This window comes from Candidatus Rubrimentiphilum sp. (assembly GCA_035710515.1).
Classification (GTDB): Bacteria; Vulcanimicrobiota; Vulcanimicrobiia; order Vulcanimicrobiales; family Vulcanimicrobiaceae; genus Rubrimentiphilum.
In genome coordinates this window covers 892,696-910,746 of sequence record DASTDE010000001.1, presented here as the reverse complement: position 1 = coordinate 910,746, position 18,051 = coordinate 892,696, and the positions used below count along the sequence as shown (strand labels likewise).

The 18,051-nt window shown below is 62.0% G+C and carries 20 protein-coding genes; all 20 read right to left on the bottom strand.

The genetic code is table 11. From position 1 onward, the window contains the following. Position 1: 1 nt before the first annotated feature. A complete protein-coding gene (gene recO / locus VFO29_04565) occupies positions 2-751 on the bottom strand; it encodes a DNA repair protein RecO (protein HET9392787.1) in 750 nt (249 codons plus the stop codon). Further along, positions 748-1,224, bottom strand: a complete 477-nt coding sequence (locus VFO29_04560) for a cytidine deaminase (protein HET9392786.1) — start codon at positions 1,222-1,224, stop codon at positions 748-750. The genes recO and VFO29_04560 overlap by 4 nt, the downstream gene beginning before the upstream one ends. Next, positions 1,214-2,536 carry a hemolysin family protein gene (locus tag VFO29_04555; GenBank protein HET9392785.1) on the bottom strand — a complete coding sequence of 441 codons (1,323 nt, stop codon included), beginning with the start codon at positions 2,534-2,536 and terminating at the stop codon, positions 1,214-1,216. The genes VFO29_04560 and VFO29_04555 overlap by 11 nt, the downstream gene beginning before the upstream one ends. Before the next feature lie 62 nt (positions 2,537-2,598). Beyond that, a complete protein-coding gene (locus VFO29_04550) occupies positions 2,599-3,369 on the bottom strand; it encodes a diacylglycerol kinase (GenBank protein HET9392784.1) in 771 nt (256 codons plus the stop codon). Further along, a complete protein-coding gene (ybeY, locus tag VFO29_04545) occupies positions 3,362-3,832 on the bottom strand; it encodes an rRNA maturation RNase YbeY (protein ID HET9392783.1) in 471 nt (156 codons plus the stop codon). The genes VFO29_04550 and ybeY overlap by 8 nt, the downstream gene beginning before the upstream one ends. Next, complete coding sequence (locus tag VFO29_04540) at positions 3,829-4,647, bottom strand: PhoH family protein (GenBank protein HET9392782.1); 819 nt, start codon at positions 4,645-4,647, stop codon at positions 3,829-3,831. Before VFO29_04540 ends, ybeY begins: the two co-directional genes overlap by 4 nt. A 306-nt stretch (positions 4,648-4,953) precedes the next feature. Next, a complete protein-coding gene (floA, locus tag VFO29_04535) occupies positions 4,954-5,946 on the bottom strand; it encodes a flotillin-like protein FloA (protein HET9392781.1) in 993 nt (330 codons plus the stop codon). 15 nt (positions 5,947-5,961) lie between these two features. After that, positions 5,962-7,278, bottom strand: a complete 1,317-nt coding sequence (locus tag VFO29_04530; protein ID HET9392780.1) for an NfeD family protein — start codon at positions 7,276-7,278, stop codon at positions 5,962-5,964. Positions 7,279-7,332: 54 nt separating this feature from the next. After that, positions 7,333-7,776: a GatB/YqeY domain-containing protein gene (locus VFO29_04525; GenBank protein HET9392779.1), complete on the bottom strand. Its 444-nt coding sequence runs from the start codon at positions 7,774-7,776 to the stop codon at positions 7,333-7,335. A 6-nt stretch (positions 7,777-7,782) separates the two neighbouring features. Next, positions 7,783-7,953 (bottom strand): 30S ribosomal protein S21, encoded by a 171-nt coding sequence (gene rpsU / locus VFO29_04520; GenBank protein ID HET9392778.1) that lies wholly within the window; start codon positions 7,951-7,953, stop codon positions 7,783-7,785. Between the two features lie 510 nt (positions 7,954-8,463). Next, complete coding sequence (locus VFO29_04515) at positions 8,464-8,805, bottom strand: HIT domain-containing protein (protein HET9392777.1); 342 nt, start codon at positions 8,803-8,805, stop codon at positions 8,464-8,466. Between the two features lie 152 nt (positions 8,806-8,957). Next, on the bottom strand, positions 8,958-10,544 hold the full coding sequence (locus tag VFO29_04510) for an ABC transporter substrate-binding protein (GenBank protein HET9392776.1): 1,587 nt from the start codon (positions 10,542-10,544) through the stop codon (positions 8,958-8,960). A 3-nt stretch (positions 10,545-10,547) separates the two neighbouring features. Beyond that, positions 10,548-12,062 (bottom strand): copper amine oxidase N-terminal domain-containing protein, encoded by a 1,515-nt coding sequence (locus tag VFO29_04505; protein ID HET9392775.1) that lies wholly within the window; start codon positions 12,060-12,062, stop codon positions 10,548-10,550. Continuing rightward, the gene (locus VFO29_04500; protein ID HET9392774.1) at positions 12,059-13,072 is read right to left on the bottom strand and encodes a glycosyltransferase family 1 protein; all 1,014 of its coding nucleotides are present in this window, start codon (positions 13,070-13,072) and stop codon (positions 12,059-12,061) included. Before VFO29_04500 ends, VFO29_04505 begins: the two co-directional genes overlap by 4 nt. Continuing rightward, a complete protein-coding gene (locus tag VFO29_04495; GenBank protein ID HET9392773.1) occupies positions 13,069-13,731 on the bottom strand; it encodes a glycosyltransferase family 2 protein in 663 nt (220 codons plus the stop codon). The genes VFO29_04500 and VFO29_04495 overlap by 4 nt, the downstream gene beginning before the upstream one ends. Before the next feature lie 47 nt (positions 13,732-13,778). Continuing rightward, positions 13,779-15,446 (bottom strand): CTP synthase, encoded by a 1,668-nt coding sequence (locus VFO29_04490; GenBank protein ID HET9392772.1) that lies wholly within the window; start codon positions 15,444-15,446, stop codon positions 13,779-13,781. Positions 15,447-15,479: 33 nt separating this feature from the next. After that, complete coding sequence (gene prmC, locus VFO29_04485) at positions 15,480-16,235, bottom strand: peptide chain release factor N(5)-glutamine methyltransferase (GenBank protein ID HET9392771.1); 756 nt, start codon at positions 16,233-16,235, stop codon at positions 15,480-15,482. Next, complete coding sequence (gene prfA, locus VFO29_04480) at positions 16,204-17,250, bottom strand: peptide chain release factor 1 (GenBank protein HET9392770.1); 1,047 nt, start codon at positions 17,248-17,250, stop codon at positions 16,204-16,206. Before prfA ends, prmC begins: the two co-directional genes overlap by 32 nt. Positions 17,251-17,277: 27 nt before the next feature. Beyond that, positions 17,278-17,550, bottom strand: a complete 273-nt coding sequence (gene rpmE, locus VFO29_04475) for a 50S ribosomal protein L31 (protein ID HET9392769.1) — start codon at positions 17,548-17,550, stop codon at positions 17,278-17,280. 315 nt (positions 17,551-17,865) lie between these two features. Next, the gene (locus tag VFO29_04470; protein ID HET9392768.1) at positions 17,866-18,036 is read right to left on the bottom strand and encodes a hypothetical protein; all 171 of its coding nucleotides are present in this window, start codon (positions 18,034-18,036) and stop codon (positions 17,866-17,868) included. Positions 18,037-18,051: the final 15 nt, after the last annotated feature.

Genomic DNA, 18,051 nt, shown 5'->3' with positions numbered 1-18,051 from the left:
CCTACTTGTTCGCGAACTCGGCGGCGTGCGCACCGGCTTTTGGCCTGCGCCCCAAATGGTGATTGATCAACGTTTCGATGGCGCGCGCGACCGCCGGCGTTGCGCGCACCGCCGCTGCCGCATTGCCGCGCGGCGCGGCCAGCGCCCGCAAATTCTCCATGTCCGCTTTCTCCAGCAGCGGAGCGTCCCTCCACGCAACGCGGCACTCCTCGCCGGCGAAGCCGCCCTGCTCCTGATCCAGCCATGCCGGTTTGCCCACCAGCGAAGCGCCGCATAAAACGCACGTGTCGATTGGCGGAGCGAGCCCCAAGGCGTCGAGTAAACGCAGCGAAAACCGCGGCACCAGCGCCAAAGCGTCGTCGCTGCGGCCGATGGCGCGCAGCGCGCCCGTCAGCAATGCGTAGACTTCGGGCAGGGCCAGGTCCGGTTCGCAAAACGCGTCCACCAACTCGACTATGAGATTCGCTGCCGCATATCGTTCGGGAGCGACCAAGTTCTGCCAGTACGCGTTTTCGATTTCGGCCGAAACCACGACGTCCAGATTACGCCCGCGATGCATCGTGAGCGCGACTTCATTTCCGAGTTCCAATCTGCCGGCCAGGTGGCTCTTGGTGCGCCGCGAGCCCTTTGCGATCGCGTCCATTTTTCCGCGCGCGGTTGAAAAAAACGTCAGGATGCGATCCGCCTCACCATAGGTGCGTCCGCGCAAGACGACCGCGGTCGTCTTATACGCGCGGCTGGGAGTGCTCATCCCTGGACGCTAAACGATGCCGGTCCAAACGCGTCGGGCAGCAGCCGGTCGACCGCCGTTACCACGTAGCCTTCGTTCGATGCATACACCACCGGCAGCTCCGCGTTGAATTCGCTCAAGAACTGGCGGCACGTCCCGCACGGCGCCGTACCGACGCCCTCGGCTCCCACAATTGCGACGGCGCGAAAGCCGCGTTGCCCGTGGGAGACTGCGGCGGTGGCGGCCGCGCGTTCGGCACAGATGGCCAATCCGTAACTCGCGTTCTCTACGTTGGCGCCGCAAAAAATCTGCCCGTCTTCGACGAGCAGCGCGGCCCCCACCCGGAACCCGGAGTACGGCGCGTAGGCTTGTTCGCGAACTTCTCGCGCTTTCGGCAACGCCAGCTCCATGAAATCTTGCACGTCGATTCCCGCGCGCGCGCGAAACTCGTCGGCCGTAATCCCGTCGAAACGGATGGTTTCCTTAGACTGCATCTTCCTCCGCGTGAGCGCGCTCTTTCGCTTCCTTGGTCAGGCCGTTTGAAAAGATCCGGACCGCCAGGATGCGCCGGCCGCGCATGCGATCGATCTTCAACTTCGTGTGATCGTCGGCCTGGATTTCTTCGCCTTCTCCCGGGAGCCGTCCAAACAGGCCGACCGCATAGCCGCCTATGGTCTCGAACTCTTCGTGCGGCAGGTCGGTCCCGAGTTTCGCGTTGACGTCCTCGATGTTCATGCCCGCGTCAACGACGGCCTCGCGATCGCTCAAGACGCGCAGCGGCTCCTGCTCGTCCTCGTCGTGCTCGTCGCGGATCTCGCCGACGATCTCTTCGAGCAGGTCCTCCATCGTTACCAGACCGGCCGTGCCGCCGTATTCGTCCACGACAATCGCCATCGAGAATTTGTCGCGCTGCATCTCGCGCAAGAGCTCGGCGAGTTTCTTGTTCTCGGGCACGTGCGCGATCGGACGCATCAGCGAGCGGATTGGCACCGAGCTGATCGTTCCGTTCGCCAAACTAATGAGCAGCTCGCGGTCGTGCACGACGCCGATGATGTCGTCCTTCGACTCTTCGTAGACGGGCAGTTTCGAATACCCTTCGGAGATGACGATGTCGAGCGCCCTGCGCGGCGAGTCTTCGACGGAAACTGCAACGATATTCGGGCGCGGCGTCATCACTTCGCGCACGATCGTGTCGCCGAACTCGATCACCGAGTGAATCATTTCGCGTTCTTGCTCTTCGAGCACGTTTTGCTCGGCGGCGACGGTCGCGATCGTGCGAATGTCTTCGTCCGTCACGAAGATTTGGTGGCCGGGCTTAATGCCAAACGGGCGGACCAGCATGTTCGAGAGCGACTGAAATGCGTAGACGAGCGGAGTGAGCAGCGCGGCGATCCGGCGCATCGACGGCGCCAGGCGTAGAGCCCAACGCTCGGCATCCGAAACGGCGATCGTCTTCGGCACGATCTCGCCGAACAGCAGCAGGATGAAAGCCATGACGATCGTCGCTATCACGGCGCCGTCGGGGATGCCCATGCGTATAAAGATGTAGGTTGCCAGCGAGTCGGCCGCCAGCAAGACGCACGTATTCGCGATCAGCGTCGAGGTGAGAAAACGGTTTCGGTCTTCGGTGAGGACCAGCACGGAGCGGGCGCGTTTCAGCCCGCGCTCGACCATCGTGCGCGCGCGCAAGCGCGAAACCGCCACCAGGGCGGCTTCGGAGGCGGCGAAAAACGCGGCCAAGAGCACCAGGACGACCAGCGCCGCGATTTCGTACCACGAAACGTGCGGGGCGGTTATGGGAGCCATTTAGAATCCGGGCCTATCGAGGGCCCGGCCGGCTTCGTCGAGGGATGTCCAATGCGCGGCCATTATAGCACAATGCCCGGACGGGCCAGTAGGAACACAGCCAGGGCCAGCAGGCTGCCCAGCACGGCCCCCCAGGTGACCTCGAAGACGCTGTGGATGCGCGCTTCCACGCGGCTCTGGGCCACCAGGAAGGCCACGAAGTACGCCAGCACCCAAACCAGCGGGCGCGGGAAATAGACTGCCAAGCCGGTCGCCGCCGCAAAAGCGAGGGCAGTATGCCCGGAGACCGCGCCGCCCTGGAAGGGCGTTCCGCGCCCCGAGAACGCCTTGGCCAGAATCGTTCCGATCAGCACGACCCCGAACATGACGAGCACAACGTTGGCCGGCACCGACGCAACCGCCGTATAGACGCGCTGGCCGCCTTGCTGAATTCCCTGATAAAACACCAGATAGCCGACCAGTACGGCACCGACGCTGGCGATAAAGACCGCGCCTGCGGCGGCGTCTTTGGCGGTCTTGGCCAACGGATGATGCGCGACCGTCAGCAAGTCCACCACCGCTTCAATCGCCGTATTGAAGAGCTCCAGCGACAGCACGATCACGATCATCACGATAAGCGCGACGATGTAGATGCGTTCCAAATGCAGCAGCATCGCCACGATTAGCACGGCGGCCGCGATGAGCAAGTGGATGCGCATGTTGGCCTGCGTCCGCGTCGCGTACATGATCCCTGAAAACGCGTAGTGGAATGAGCCCCAGAATTTGCTTTCGGTGATACGCGTGTACTCGGGCTGCGGATGCTCGCGTGACGGCGGCGGCAGGTTTTCAGTCATACGGCCACGGCATCGCGATCGCGCTCGCCAGCCGGCGCTCTTCCGCTTCCATCGCGGCGCGCTCCGCAGGTTCGTGGTGGTCGTGTCCAAGCACGTGCAAGAGTCCGTGAATCAGCAAGCGGTAGACTTCGTTCTGCAGCGGCGCGTCGTACTCGGCAGCTTGGCGGCGCGCGGTCTCGACGCTGATCGCAATATCACCGAGCATCTCCGCCCCGGTGTCATTCTGAGGTATCGAAGAACCCTGAGGTAACGAAGGGTTATTCATCGGAAAACTCAGCACGTCGGTCGGTTTGTCTTTGCCGCGGTGCGTGCGATTGAGCTCGCGGATGGATGCATCGTCGGTCAGCAGCACCGAGATTTCAGAATCGGGTCGTCCGACCGCGCGCAGCAATTTTTGCGCGGCACCCTTGAGGCGCCGCACGTGTATCTCGGGATCGCGCACGTCGTCACGCAGCAAGATCACCGCATTCCGCGATCGGCGGCGTAGGCGCGAATGATCTGCGTGACAAGCGGATGCCGGACCACGTCCGTATCGGTTAACTCGACGATGCCGATGTCGGGCATGCCGCCGAAACGCCGCGGCGCCTCGAGCAGCCCGCTCTGCGCGCCGCCGGGCAGATCGATTTGCGTGACGTCGCCGTTGACGATCATCTTCGAACCCGCACCCAGGCGCGTAAGAAACATCTTCAATTGATCGCGGGTCGTGTTTTGCGCTTCGTCGAGAATGACGAATGCCTCCGAAAGCGTGCGCCCGCGCATGTACGCGAGCGGCGCCACCTCGATAACTCCACGCTCCAGATAACGCGTCACCAGCGGATCGTCCATTAGTTCGGAAAGCGCATCGTAGAGGGGGCGCAAATACGGATCGACTTTCTCTTTCATGTCGCCGGGCAGGAAACCGAGTTTTTCTCCCGCCTCGACGGCGGGTCGCGACAAGATGACGCGTGCAACCTGACGCGCGCGCAGGGCGCGCACCGCCATGACGACCGCCAAGAACGTCTTGCCCGTGCCGGCGGGACCGATGCCGAACGTCAGCGTGTTGTTTTCGATCGACTCGACGAACGCGCGTTGTCCCGGCGTCTTCGGACGAATCTCGCGTCCGCGATTCGATCGGAACAGGGTGTCGGGAAGCGCCGGCTCTTCGCCGCCGCCACGCAAGACGTCGGACGCTGCCAGCGCGACGTCGTCGGGCGTGAGTTGCGCACCGCGAACCGCCGCGTCGAGCATGCGCTTCACCACGTCGTAAGCTTGATCGACTGCGGCGCTTTCGCCGTGCACGACAAGGCTGTGGCCATCGACTCGCAGCGAAACTGAGAGCGCGTCTTCGAGAGCGGATAGATTTTGATCGAATTTTCCGAACAGCCGGAATTGATCGGCGAGTTCGCTTAGGTCGACGGTTCTTTCGGTCGTTGACTCCAGAGTTCGTGCTCCCTCAGCGCCCGTGGCGGTCCCAGTACCTCAGCCGCGATAACGGCTCGTAATAGACTGTTCCCATCTTCGAACAGCCCGTCCAAAGCTCCGCGCCGGGGAGCCGTTTGAGGCTCCTGCGGCGCGAACGGGGGCTGGGGCCGGTGCCGCGCCATCCTATTTCGGCGGTGGAGGCGGCGGGGGCGGGGTTTGCTCGGATTGGTTGACGCTGGCCGAAATAGAGCCGCGCATCTCCGAATCCGCCTGGATGTTCTTCATCCGGTAGTAATCCATGATCCCTAGGTTGCCGCTGCGGAACGATTCGGCAATCGCCTGCGGCACCGAGGCCTCGGCTTCAACGACTTTCGCGCGCATGCGCTGCGTCTCGGCCTTCATCTCTTGCTCCGCCGCTTGCGCCGCATACTGGCGTTCCGAAGCTTTCGCTTGCGCGATTCTGCGGTCGGCTTCGGCTTGCGACATCTGAAGTTCGGCGCCGATGTTTTTACCGACGTCTACGTCCGCGATATCGATCGAGACGATCTCGAACGCCGTGCCCGCGTCCAAACCTTTGGCGAGGACTGCTTTGCTGATGCGATCCGGATACTCCAGCACTTGTTTGTGATCGACCGCTGCACCGACGGCCGAAACGACGCCTTCACCGACGCGCGCGACGATCGTCGGCTCCCCTGCGCCACCGACGTACCGGTCGAGGTTGCTGCGAACCGTGATACGCGCCTTGACGTTCAGCTGAATACCGTTTTGCGCGACGCCCTGAAAGATGGGCGTCTCGATGACTTTCGGATTGACCGACGTTTGGAGCGCTTCCAAGACGTTGCGTCCGGCGAGGTCGATAGCGGCGGCGCGCTGCCACTCCAAGGGAATCTGCGCGCGCTGCGCGGCGATCATGGCGAGCACAACGTTCTCCACGTTGCCGCCCGCCAAGTAGTGCGACTGCATCTGATCCACGTTCAATGGCAAGCCCGCTTTACGCGCGCGCACCAAGTTCGTCACGATGACGCTGGGTGGAATGCCGATGATGCGCATGCGGATCAGGGCGCCGATCGACAGCGGCACGCCGGCGGCCATCGTCCTGAACCACATCCCGATTGGGAAATAGTACAGGAACGTGAAGAACAAAATGATGACGGCGAAAAAGATAATTCCGCTCACAACTACGCCCAAGATCTACTCCTTATGACCCGGCAGATCTACCGGTTCGACAAAAACGCGCGCCCCTTCGACGCGCTGCACCCTAATGGGTGTCCCCGCGGGAATAAATTCACCTTGTGTCAGGACATCGATTCGCCTTCCGTTGATATTCGCTACGCCGGCGGGACGCAGGTAGGATGAGGCTACGCCTGTGTGACCGTGAAGGTCCGAAAAGTCACGGCTGGTGACGTACTCCGCGCCTTGCGCCCCCGCAAACGTAAGTTTGGCGAACCACGCGTTTTGTGGAAACGCGCGCGTGGCCAGGTAGAAAAAGACGACTGTCAGCACGATTGCCGTCGAGAGCGTCTGCATCGCGATGAAGAAAAACGGAATGCCGAATGCCAGCAGGATGGCTGCGAGCAGGGCGATGCCGCCCAATATTCCCGGCGCACCATGTCCGGGAACGATGTGCAGTTCGTAGAGGATGCCGACGACGCCGGCGACGGCCAGTATGATCACAAGACCGTTGCTGAAGCCGGCGTAGATATGCGACCCGAAAAAGAGCGCGAGGGACGCTACGCCGATGACGCCGGCGATGCCGTGCAGGGTCTGCATCTCGATCAGCAGGCCTAGGAATCCGAGCGTCAGCAGCAGGCCGCTAACGGCGGGGTTCGTCGCGAAGCGCGCGAGCTGTTCGGCGAACGTGTACGGAAGGGACTCCTGCGGTCCGCTCAAGTGATTGGCGGCCAGCATCTCCGCGAACGTAAGATATTCGCCGTCGGCGATCTTCGTTTTAAGAGCATCCTGGGTGTCGAGCGTCAGGTTTTGGCCCGGGCGCTTGTACTGCGGCAAGTCGATCGTTTTATCAACCATTGCCGCCACGATCAGCGGATCGCGGTGGTTGCGCTCCGCGGTGGACTTGAATTCGGCCTTGACCGCCGAGATGAGTTTTGATGTAGCCGGCGCGGGCTCGGCTTCGCCGATCGAAGCGCCGGGCGCCATGTAGACGTGCTGCGCGGCCAGCGTGATAAGGGCGGCCGAAGAGTATGCGCGCTCGGAGACGTAGGCGTACGTCGGCACGCGTGCGTTCAAAACGGCGTCGCGGATGTCGAACGCCGCTTCCAGCAAGCCGCCGGGAGAGTTGACGTCCAGAACGATTGCCGACGCGCCGTCGCGCTGTGCGGCTTCAATCGAGCGCGCAACCAGATGATCCATGCCGTCGTCAACGACGCCGTGAATCGGAATAACCACAACTGGCCCGTGGCCGATGACTGCCGGCGGCTGCTGACCGACGATCGCGGAAGCAAGCCCGGCTGCCATAAGCCCGGCTGCAGCAAGCAGCCCCAATTTCACCCCAAGCATAGTTTTAGCTACCCGGGGGCTTCGCGAAGGTTACGAGGCTTCTCTTTAAGCGAGTTCTTCGGTGACGATTTGGCGGACGAGGTTTCCGTCGGCTTGTCCCTTGAGCTGGGGCATGGCGACCTTCATGACCGCCCCTTGATTGCGCCCGCCCTGGGGCAGCTCGGCAACGATGGCGCGGACGATCGCACGGATCTCGTCGGCGGACTTTTGCGCCGGCAAGTACGCGGTCAGGATTTCGCGCTCGCGCAGTTCTTTCTCGGCCAGTTCTTTGCGGCCGGCCTTTTCGAACTCGGCAGCGGCGTCGTTGCGCTGTTTGACCTGCCGGCGCACGACGTCGGCCTCGTCGGCGTCGGTCAATTCGACGCCGGCTTCGGTGCGCTTATAGGTAAAACCGGACAGCACAGAGCGCAGCGTATCCAGCCGAAGCTGATCGCGGGCCTTCATCGCCTCCTTTAGGTCGGCGGCGATGCGGTCTTTTAGAGCGGCCATGGGTGGTTAGGCGCGGCGCTTGCGAGCGGCCGCCGACTTCTTCTTGCGGCGAACGCTCGGTTTTTCGTAGTGCTCGTGCTTGCGCGCTTCGGCCAGGACTCCGGCCTTCTGGGTGGCTTTCTTGAAACGGCGCAGCGCGCTCTCAATCGATTCGCCTGGAGCAACGCGAACTTCCATTTAGTACAACCCCCCTTTCAGCCAAAATCGGTCCGGGGTCTAAGCGACCCCAGTAGGTGACTTTATCACAGGAGTGGAGCCCCGTCAAAAATCACGACAAATAGCAAGGCCCGCTGCCGTGAGGCCTCGGGCCTTGTTGTATCTCCGGGAGGGTCCGTATGTTTGAAACCGTTGCCGGCCCCCTACCCACGTTCTTCACCGGTTCGACCTTCGTACTCGGACGCCGCACTTGCAACGTCGTCGGCATACTCGTTCGCGGCTTGTTACATTCCGCACTCCGTCGTTACTCGAAGTGCTTGCATGGTATCAACTTCAAAAAACGATTGCAATAGGGTTTTGGCGCAACTCACAGGCATTCCACAAGAAACTGCATTTACTCACATTCATACACAACTTATTCGCGTTTAATTGTCATGGTGAGGCACTGTTGTCATCCTGAGGTATCGAAGGACCGCGAGGGCTGTGCCCGAGCGGCCCTGAGCGCACGCGAAGGGTAGCGGGTGGGCCGGCTTAGCCCGGAGGCCACGTCATGTGACGGCCTGCCAATACGTGCACGTGTAGGTGATCGACGGTCTGTCCGCCGTCGGCGCCGGTGTTCACAACGAGCCTAAATCCGCCGGGATTTTTTGCACCGATTCGTGCGGCGGTTTCCATCAGCGACGTGATTTCGTCGGCGGAGCCTCTGAAGGTGTGCTCGGCGATGTTCGCTACGTGCCGTTCCGGCAGAACGAGCAAATGCACGGGCGCCTGCGGATTCACGTCCTCGATCGCGATGATGCCGTTCTCGCGATACACGACCTTCGCCGGTATGTCGCCTGCGACGATCTTGCAAAAGATGCAGTCGTTGTTCATGCGGCCCTCGTCACGGGCGCCAGCGGCGCCCTGCTCGGGCGTGGTTCGACAGGCTCACCATGACACACTAAACGCACTCGCGCTTTTCATCCTTCGATACCTCACGATGACAACTAACCTCACGATGACACGCTAAACGCCGTCGTCATTTGTTATTTCGGGTGTAGGTATTCGAAAGCGATGTGCGTGTCCGGGCTTGGAATAAAGCCGGCGATGCCTGACTTCACGATGACCGGCACCGTTGTGTGAACGATCGGCAAAGCCGGCACTTGGTCGTGCACCATCGCGTTGGCTTGGCGATAGATGCTCGCGCGCGTGCTATCGTCGAGGGTGGACTGCCCCTTGACGTCCAGCGCGTGAAACGCCTCATCCATCCAGAACGAATAGTTTTGCCCATTGGGTTTGGCCAGCGCAACATCTCTGTCGAGCAGCGGATAGAAAAAGTTGTCCGGATCGCCGTTGTCACCGCTCCAGCCGATCAGGCACATCTCGTGCTGGCCGTTACGAACTTGATCCAGAAAGACGCCCCACTCGCGGCCCTCGAGCGTCACGTTGATTCCAACCTTTTTGAGGTCGGCTTGAATCGCTTCGGCAATGCGCTGCGGCTCGGGCATGTACGGCCGCGGGATCGTCGGGTAGTAGAGGTTCGTCGAGAAACCGTTCGGCAAGCCGGCCTGTGCCAGCAATTGGCGAGCTTTTGCGGGATCGTAGGGATACGGTTGCAGCGACGAATTCTCGCCAAGCATTCCCGGCGGTGTCCAGTTGCTCGCGACCACGGCCCCGGCGCTGTAGAAAGCTTTCACAATCGCACGCACGTCGATCGCGTACGCAATGGCTTGACGGACCAAGAGTTTGCCGTACGGCGCCTTCTGCGTATTCATCGCAACATACGAATTGTTATTCGAAGGTTGCTGGTAGACGGTAATCCCGGATTGCTTGGCAAGTTGAACGGCGTCGTCCGGCCGCGGATCCGTCAGGAAGTCAATTCCGCCGCGCTGCATTTCGAGCACGCTCGTCGCTTGGTCCGGAATGTCGCGTACGATGATCGTAGTATACACCGGTTTCACGCCCTGCCATGTGGGATTTGCAGTCAGCGTGATGTGATCGTCTTTCACCCACTCCTTGAGGACGTACGGCCCGTACCCGACGGGGTGCGTGCCGAAGCCGGCAAGATCGCGACGGACTGCCGTCGGCGACGCGATCGCAAACGAAGGCATCGCAAAGTCACGCAGCAGTGGGCCGAGCGGACGCGAAAGCGTAAACACAACTGTTTGCGGATTCGGCGCCTCCACCGCGGTTATTATACCGGGAAAGCCGCCGAACATATCCGCGTAGTACGCGTACGGATAGTTTTGGTGATACGGGCTCTTCGTCAAGCGCCAGCGATCGAAGTTGAACTTCACCGCAGCCGCGTCGATCGGCGTGCCGTCCGAAAACTTTAGGCCCTTCTTCAGCGTGAACGTCCAGCGCAGGCCGTCCGGGGTCATCTTCCAACTCTGCGCGATTGAGGGCTGCACTTCGAACGTACCGACCTTGAACTCTACCAGGCCCTTCATCATCTCTTGCGTCAGGTTGAGCGACATGCCGTCCGTGGCTTGCGCGGGATCCAGGATGACCGCATCCTTCACGCGTGCGACCACAAGTGACGTGGTGCCGAGGCCGTTACCGCCGCTCCCAGCGTTCCCGCCGCAAGCCGCAAGGAAGATCGTCAGAATGGCGAGTGCGCTGAGTCGTTTCATGCCCTACCTCAATTTGATGAAGAACGTCCAGGTCTTGGTGGTCATATTCCCCGCTTCATCTGCAACGCGCACAACGACCCGTACCGTTCCCTCGCGCAGGTCCACCTGCGGCATGTAGTCGATGAAGCGGGCGCTGCGCGTGGATGACGACGTCACGTCACGCCCGTTGACTTCAATGGTCGCACTCGAGGCGTTCACCGGAACGGCTCCCGCCGAAAACGTTGCATAAATGCTCGGCCGCGTGTTGTTCACCGTCGCGCCGTTGCCCGGCGCAAAGTCGCCGATTCCCGGGGGCTCGGTCGAAATGGAAACGAGCGTGCCCGACGCTCCGACCGGCGCCTCGGAGCCGCGGACGTTCAAGTGGCCGAAGACCGGCGCATCCGCAAAATTCACGCCACCCGTAACTTTATACGACCCGGTGTACACGCCCGGTTGGGTTTCGCGCAGGGGAAGCGTTGTTACGTACGGCCCGACGTCGAATGCCGCCAAGCCGCCGGGTGTGCCGTGCATCGTCACTAGAAGCGTGTCGCCTTTGCGCAAAGGCCGATCCGGCGCGACGCTGATGTCCGTAATCGCCGCAGCTCCGGCCGGAACCGGCGACGCCGTCGTTTTGCGGGTTGCGATGATCTGCCGCGGCTCTGCCGTGTCGATGTTGTAGCGTTCATTGACCGCGTCGCCAATCTGAAGGCGATCGATCGTGACCGTGGCGCCGTTCAGCGTTATGCTCGTGGCGCGGCTTGGACTGATCACGTGACCGTCGCCCAGCACGATCACACCCGAGGCCGCCGCGGCAATCGTGCCGCTGCGCGAACCATACGCGTCGACGATCTGTTTGACGCGACCGTTCTTGTCCAGCGTGACTTGCGCCCAGTCGCCCGCGTGAATGTCGCTGAGTTCGCCCGCGTTTGACGTTCCCGTGTTGACGTCTTGGACGATCACTTGCGCGCTCGCGTTGATCGGCAGCGTTCGAACCGATGCATTGTACGTCAGTGTAACGGTCGGCGGGGAGGAATTCAGATCGACCGCGGTCACTGTCCCGCGCGTTTGCGAGCCTGAGCTGGTTGTTCCGGGTCCGCTCCGCCCGACCAGGCTCGACACAATTTCAACGCTGCGCGTTTGGTGGTCGAAGTTCGCCTGCGCGTCAAGCGCTTCAGTAAAAAAGCGGAGCGGCGCGTACAGTGTATTTTTGATCTCGACGGGAGCAGCGTCGAGCATAACGACGTCGCCGTCCACCAGCGCGCGCGCCGATCCGATCGTGAGCGTAATCTGTTTGGCGCCGACGTACGTGGTGACGTTGCGGCCGTCTCGTTCGAATTGCAGTCCGAGCGCTTCGATGATCCGCCGCACCGGAACCAGCAGATGCTCGCGATAGAGTTGCGGCGGCGGGTTCACGGAGAGGCGCGTTCCGTTCAAAATCAACGCGATCGGCCGCACTTCCTTGCCGGGCTTGACCTGTTTGGGCGCGTGCGCCGCTGCGACAAGCGTGCCGAGAGCGAGAGTCAACGCGAGCCATTTCACCGCTTCGATTCCTCCAGCACTTCCCGGTAGACTTGCGCCGTGGAACGCGCGCAGCGATCCCAGCTCAAAGCCTCCGCTCGGGTTCGCCCTTCATTTACGAGGGTCGTGCGCAGACCCTCGTCGGTCAGCACGCGGCGCATTGCGACGGATGCGGCAACAACGTCGCCGGGCGGAAATGTGAGCGCCGCACCGCGCAATACGACTGGGAGCGCGGCATCGCTGGCGATCACCGCAGTCCGGGCTGCCATTGCCTCGAGCATGGGAAACCCGAACCCCTCGCGGAGTGCCGGATGAACCAGCGCAACCGCGCCCGCGTAGTATCGCGCCAATTCGTCAACCGGGAGCTCGCCAAGTGCCGCAACGCGGCCGTTGCCGCGCACATAACGTGTGCTGCCGAAATCGTCGGGTCCGGTAATGAAGAGATCGGCTTCGCATTCTTCCGGCAGCGCTTTCCAGGCCGCCAAGAGCGTCGGCAGATCTTTGTGTTCGCGGTGGTTGCCTGCATACAAGAAATATGAACGCCCGCTTCGCTCCGGTTCGATCGCCTGTAAGAACCGATCGTCTACTCCGAGCGGGATCACGCGCACGCGTTCCGGCGCCACACCTAGGAAACGTTGCAGATCTTCTACCGTCCGCTCATCGTCGGTGATCACGCGCGCCGCACGCGAGCATACAAATCGAACGACCGTGTGATAGTACGGCCCGACCTTTGCCTTGAAATACTGCGGAAACAGCAGGTGGATCAAATCGTGCACCGTGACGATGTACGGGCGCGCCGGCAGCACCGGCGTGTACTGCGAGAGAAAATGCGTCAGATCGGGTTTGGCGGCGCGAATTGCCAGCGGCAGCCGCACGTGCTCCGCCCAGCCGAAGTTGCCGCCTTCGCGAAACATGACGAACTCGAAATCGGGCGCGACGCGCGGAAGCCGTTCCGTCAGCTCGCGCGTGTACGCTTGCATGCCGACGCTGAGCTGCCGCGTTAGGCGTGCATCAAGTGCGATTCGTGTCACGGGCGCAGCGCTTTGAGCCGCACTGTGGCCGGATACAGCGCAGAATACCACGCGATGCGCACGCCGGCCGGTCCGTCAACCACCGCTCCTTTGCCGAGCGCGTACCAAACGAAACGCGGAATGACCAGCAAGACTGCCGCGGCGGCTTTCGCTCGCGAGGGCAGCAAGCCGCGCGATTCGATCGAGGTGTACCAATCGTATTTCGCGGCATATGCGGCATGTGACGGATACGAGTAGTGCAAGAGCGTTCCGGGCAGCGTTCCGATAGGGGGCTCACAGGTCCAGCGCTCGTGTAAGTGCGCGCTTCCACCCGCCGTCGGGGCTCCTTCGATACGCGCGCCGTGCGTCCGGAAAAGGCGGAGCAGCCGTTCGTTGCGCCACATGCGCAATGGGCGGCCGCAGTAGAACGTCGTGCGCGCGAGCAAATAGCAGTTGAACTCTTCACCTGCTGCGCCGATTGCCTCGCGTAGCCGATCGTCGAGCACCTCATCTGCGTCGATCATCAGCGTCCACGGCGTTCGCACTTGCGTGAGTGCGAAGCGGCGCCCGGCAACGAAGCCTTCCCACTCCCGCTCGATGACTTCGGCGCCGCGCTCGCGCGCGATCTCGCGCGTGCGATCGGTCGACCCGTGATCGATCACCAAGACGCGCATGCCCATAGGCAACGAGTCCAAGGCGCGCGGAAGATTCCGCTCCTCGTCGCGGGTTAGGACGACCGCAGTGACGTCGCTTGAATGAATGAAGGTTCTTCCCGCAAACGCTCTTCACGCACCAAAGCTGCCGCGACGAAGTCGCGATACAGCGGAGCCGGCCGCGTGGGACGCGATTTGAATTCGGGATGAGCTTGCGTGCCCACGAACCACGGGTGCATGTCGGCGGGCAGTTCGATCAGTTCGACGAGTGTCGTCTTGCCGATCATGTGATGTCCGCTAAAGCGCATGCCGTTCTCTTCGAAGAGCGCGCGGTAGCGGTTGTTGAACTCGTAGCGGTGGCGGTGGCGCTCGGTGACCTGCAATTCGCCGTACGCTTCGGCCGCCAGGGAGTCCGGCTCCAGTTCGCAGGTATACGATCCGAGGCGCATCGTTCCGCCGTAAACTTCGAGATTGCGCTGATCCGGCATGAAGTCGATAATCGGATCGATCGTCGTTTCGTCAACTTCCCGCGTCATGGAATCCGGCAGTCCGCAGACGTTACGCGCGAATTCGACGCAGGCCAACTGCATGCCGTAACAGATCCCCAGGAACGGAACGCGGCTTTCGCGAGCGTATTCGATCGCGCGCAGCTTGCCTTTCACGCCCCGCGCGCCGAAGCCGGGCGCAACCAGGATGCCGTGCACGGAGCGAAGCACGCCCACGCCTTCGTTCTCGATGGTTTCCGAGTCGATCCGGCGGATTTCGACTCCCGCGTTGTGATAGATGCCGGCGTGATGCAGCGCTTCGTTGATTGAAATGTAGGCATCTTTGAGTTCGACGTACTTGCCGACGATCGCGATCGTCACGCGGCGATCCGGCCGCAGCATCCGGTCAACCACCGACGCCCACTCCTCGAGCTCGGGTTGCGCCTGCGGAAGGCGCAACTTACGCACCGCGGCTTCGGCCAAACCTTCGGCTTCCAGATTCAGCGGAACCTGGTAAATCGTCGGCGCGTCCGCGTTTTGCACGACCGCTCCCGGCGGCACGTCGCAGAACAACGCGATCTTCTCTTTTATCTCCACCGCCATCGGCGTCGAGGTTGCCGTGCGGCAGACGATCGCATCGGGGCTAATCCCAATGCCGCGCAACTCGCGCACTGAGTGCTGTGTTGGTTTGGTCTTGAGTTCGTCCGGCGCGCCCAAATGCGGCATCAGCGTCAGGTGTACGAACATCACGTTCTCTTCACCGACGTCGTAGCGGATCTGACGGATCGCTTCCAGGAACGGAAGCGATTCGATGTCGCCCACCGTGCCGCCGACCTCCACGATGCAGACATCCGCATGGCTTTCCTCGGCCACGCGTTTGATGTGCGCTTTTATTTCATTGGTGATATGCGGAATCACCTGAACGGTCGCGCCTAAGTAATCGCCGCGGCGCTCTTTGCTGATCACGGAATTGTAGATCTGACCGGCGGTAACGTTGTTCGCGCGCGACAAATTCTCGTCGATGAAGCGTTCGTAGTGGCCGAGATCGAGATCGGTTTCCGCGCCGTCTTCGGTGACGAAGACTTCCCCGTGTTGATACGGGTTCATGGTGCCGGCGTCGACGTTGATGTACGGATCGAGTTTCTGAACCGAAACACTGATCCCGCGCGCCTTCAGCAGCCGCCCGAGCGAAGCTGCCGTAATGCCTTTACCAAGCGAGCTCACGACGCCGCCGGTAAAGAAAATGTATTTCGCCACTCGGGACTATCTTATTCCGTCGGGCCGGAGTTTTTACCTAGCGGCGATGCGCACGTAACGGTCCAGCCCGGCGTAATCGCGGCAGACGCGAACCGCGGCGGCCGGGAAGGCTGCTTCGGCCAGCGCCCGCAGGGCTGCCATCGTGGGAGGGGCCGCTTCCAACAGGATAAGCGCTCCCGGCGCCGCCAGCCCAGGCGCGGCCGCCAGCAGCTTGCGGTACTGCTCCAAACCGTCCGGCCCGCCGTCCGTCGCCGCCCGCGGTTCGAAACCGACCGCGTCGGGCTTGGCCGGTACGTCCGCACTCGGGATGTACGGCAGGTTCGCCACGATCAGGTCGTAGCGTTTGGAGTAGTCGTTCACGATATCGGCAAGCGCGAACGTGCACCGATCGGCGAGGCCGAGCCGCGCCGCGTTTCCTTTAGCTACCGCAAGCGCGGCTGCGCTCACATCCGTCGCGTCCACAAAAGCCGCCGGCACTTCGGCAGCGATCGAACAGGCTATTGCGCCGCTGCCGGTTCCTACGTCCAGCACGTTCGTGCGTTTCGTATCGCGCAAAAACGCGACGGCGTCTTCCACGAGATGCTCCGTCTCAGGGCGCGGGATCAGGACGTCGGGTGTGACCGCAAATTCCCGGCCGTAAAATCCGGCGAAACCGGTGATGTAGGCTAGCGGCTCGCCTTCTTCTCGCCGCCGCGCGATATCGGGATCGATCGTCGCGTCCGGATGGGCCGCAACGAACGCGCGCAGCGCCCGCTCGTCAGGCTCCGGCCAGCGCTCGCGTGTGTTCATCTTTGATGAGTTCGTCAACGATGTGGCCCATGTCGCCGTCCATTATGCCGCGCAGGTTTCCGAAGTTTTGGTTGATGCGATGGTCGGTGACGCGGTCTTGCGCGTAGTTGTACGTGCGAATCTTTTCGGAGCGGTCGCCGGTGCCCACCTGACTGCGCCGCATCGAGCCCACCGCTTCTTCCGCCTCGCGCCTCTTCAGATCGTAAAGCCGGGCGCGCAGCATCTGCATCGCCTTTTCGCGGTTCTGAATCTGCGAACGTTCTTGCTGTGAGGCGACGACGAGCCCCGTCGGGACGTGCGTGATGCGAATTGCCGACTCGGTTTTGTTGACGTACTGGCCGCCGGCTCCGCTCGATTTGTACGTGTCGATCTGCAGGTCGGATGGCTTGATCTCAACCTGGAAGTCGTTGTCCACCTGCGGCAACACCGCGACGGTCGCCGTGCTCGTATGCACGCGGCCTTGCGATTCCGTCAAAGGTACGCGCTGCACGCGGTGCACGCCGGACTCGTGTTTGAAGTACCGGTACGGCGAGTTGCCTTTTACCGCGAAGACGATTTCCTTGAATCCGCCTGCATCGCTCTCGCTCTGCGAGACGAGTTCGACTCGCATGCCGAGCGATTCAGCATAGCGCATATACATGCGCGCAAGATCGCCCGCAAAGATCGCCGCTTCGTCGCCGCCCGCGCCGCCGCGGATCTCGATGAAGACGTCCTTGTCGTCGTCAGGGTCTTTTGGGATAAGCAGCAGCGCAAGCCGGTCTTCCAGCTCTTTGCCGCGCTCGCGCAAGCCTTTGACTTCTTCTTCGGCCAGCTGCGCCAGCTCCGGATCGCTGCGGTCTTTGGTCAGCGCGTCGTTGGCGGCGATCTCTTCGAGAATCTTGCGATACGCGCGATACGCCTCGACGGTCTCCTCGAGCGCGGCGCGCTCCTTTACCAGCGCGGTAAAGCGCGCTTGGTCGAACGTCTGCGAAGGGTGTGCGAGCTCGCCCTCGATCTCGTCGAAGCGATTGGCGATCGCATCCAGACGGTCTGAGAGGTTCAGCTAAACTTCGGCTGCGGCTTTTTCGGCTTCGCGCTTGGCTTTGCGCGCAGCGGCCTCTTCCTGCTTGCGCTTGGCGATCTGCTCGCGCTGACGGAACTTGTCAACGCGGCCCGCCGTATCCACGAACTTTTGCTGTCCGGTGAAGAGCGGGTGGCATGCCGAACAGATCTCGACCGCGATCTCCGGAATCGTCGATCCGGTCGTGAACGTGCTGCCGCACGCGCAATGCACGCGGGCCTCGGGATACCATTTGGGGTGAATCTTCTCTTTCACAACGTCCTACATTATAACCCACGGCTGCAAGCCCGGGTTTGCACGGGGCAGAGCCAGGGGGTATTGGGGGTATTTCGACTAAGGTGGGTCGATGATACGGGCGCCTCTTCCAGGGCTTCTGTTTGCGTTATTCGCAACGGGCCTTTGCGCCTGCGGCGGTGGAGGCGGAGGCGGGGGCTCGTCCGGCGGCTCGTCCGGCGGTGGTGGCGGCGGGGGTACGCCCGCGCTCAACCCAGTTGTCCTGTCCACGCAATCGATGTCGTTTAGCGCAACGGGCGCCTCGAACGCCCAAACCTTGACCGCGTCCGAGATAGGCTACAACGGCAACTTTTCGGCAAGCACTGCAAATTGCAGCGGCATCGCGACGATTAGCCCCGGCACGTCCGCCAGCGCGTTTACGGTTACGCCGGCAGGTGTCGGGACATGCAGTTTTACGATCTCAGACGCATCTGCGCAAACCAAGTCGCTTTCAATAACCGTGACCACGACGACGATTGTTGG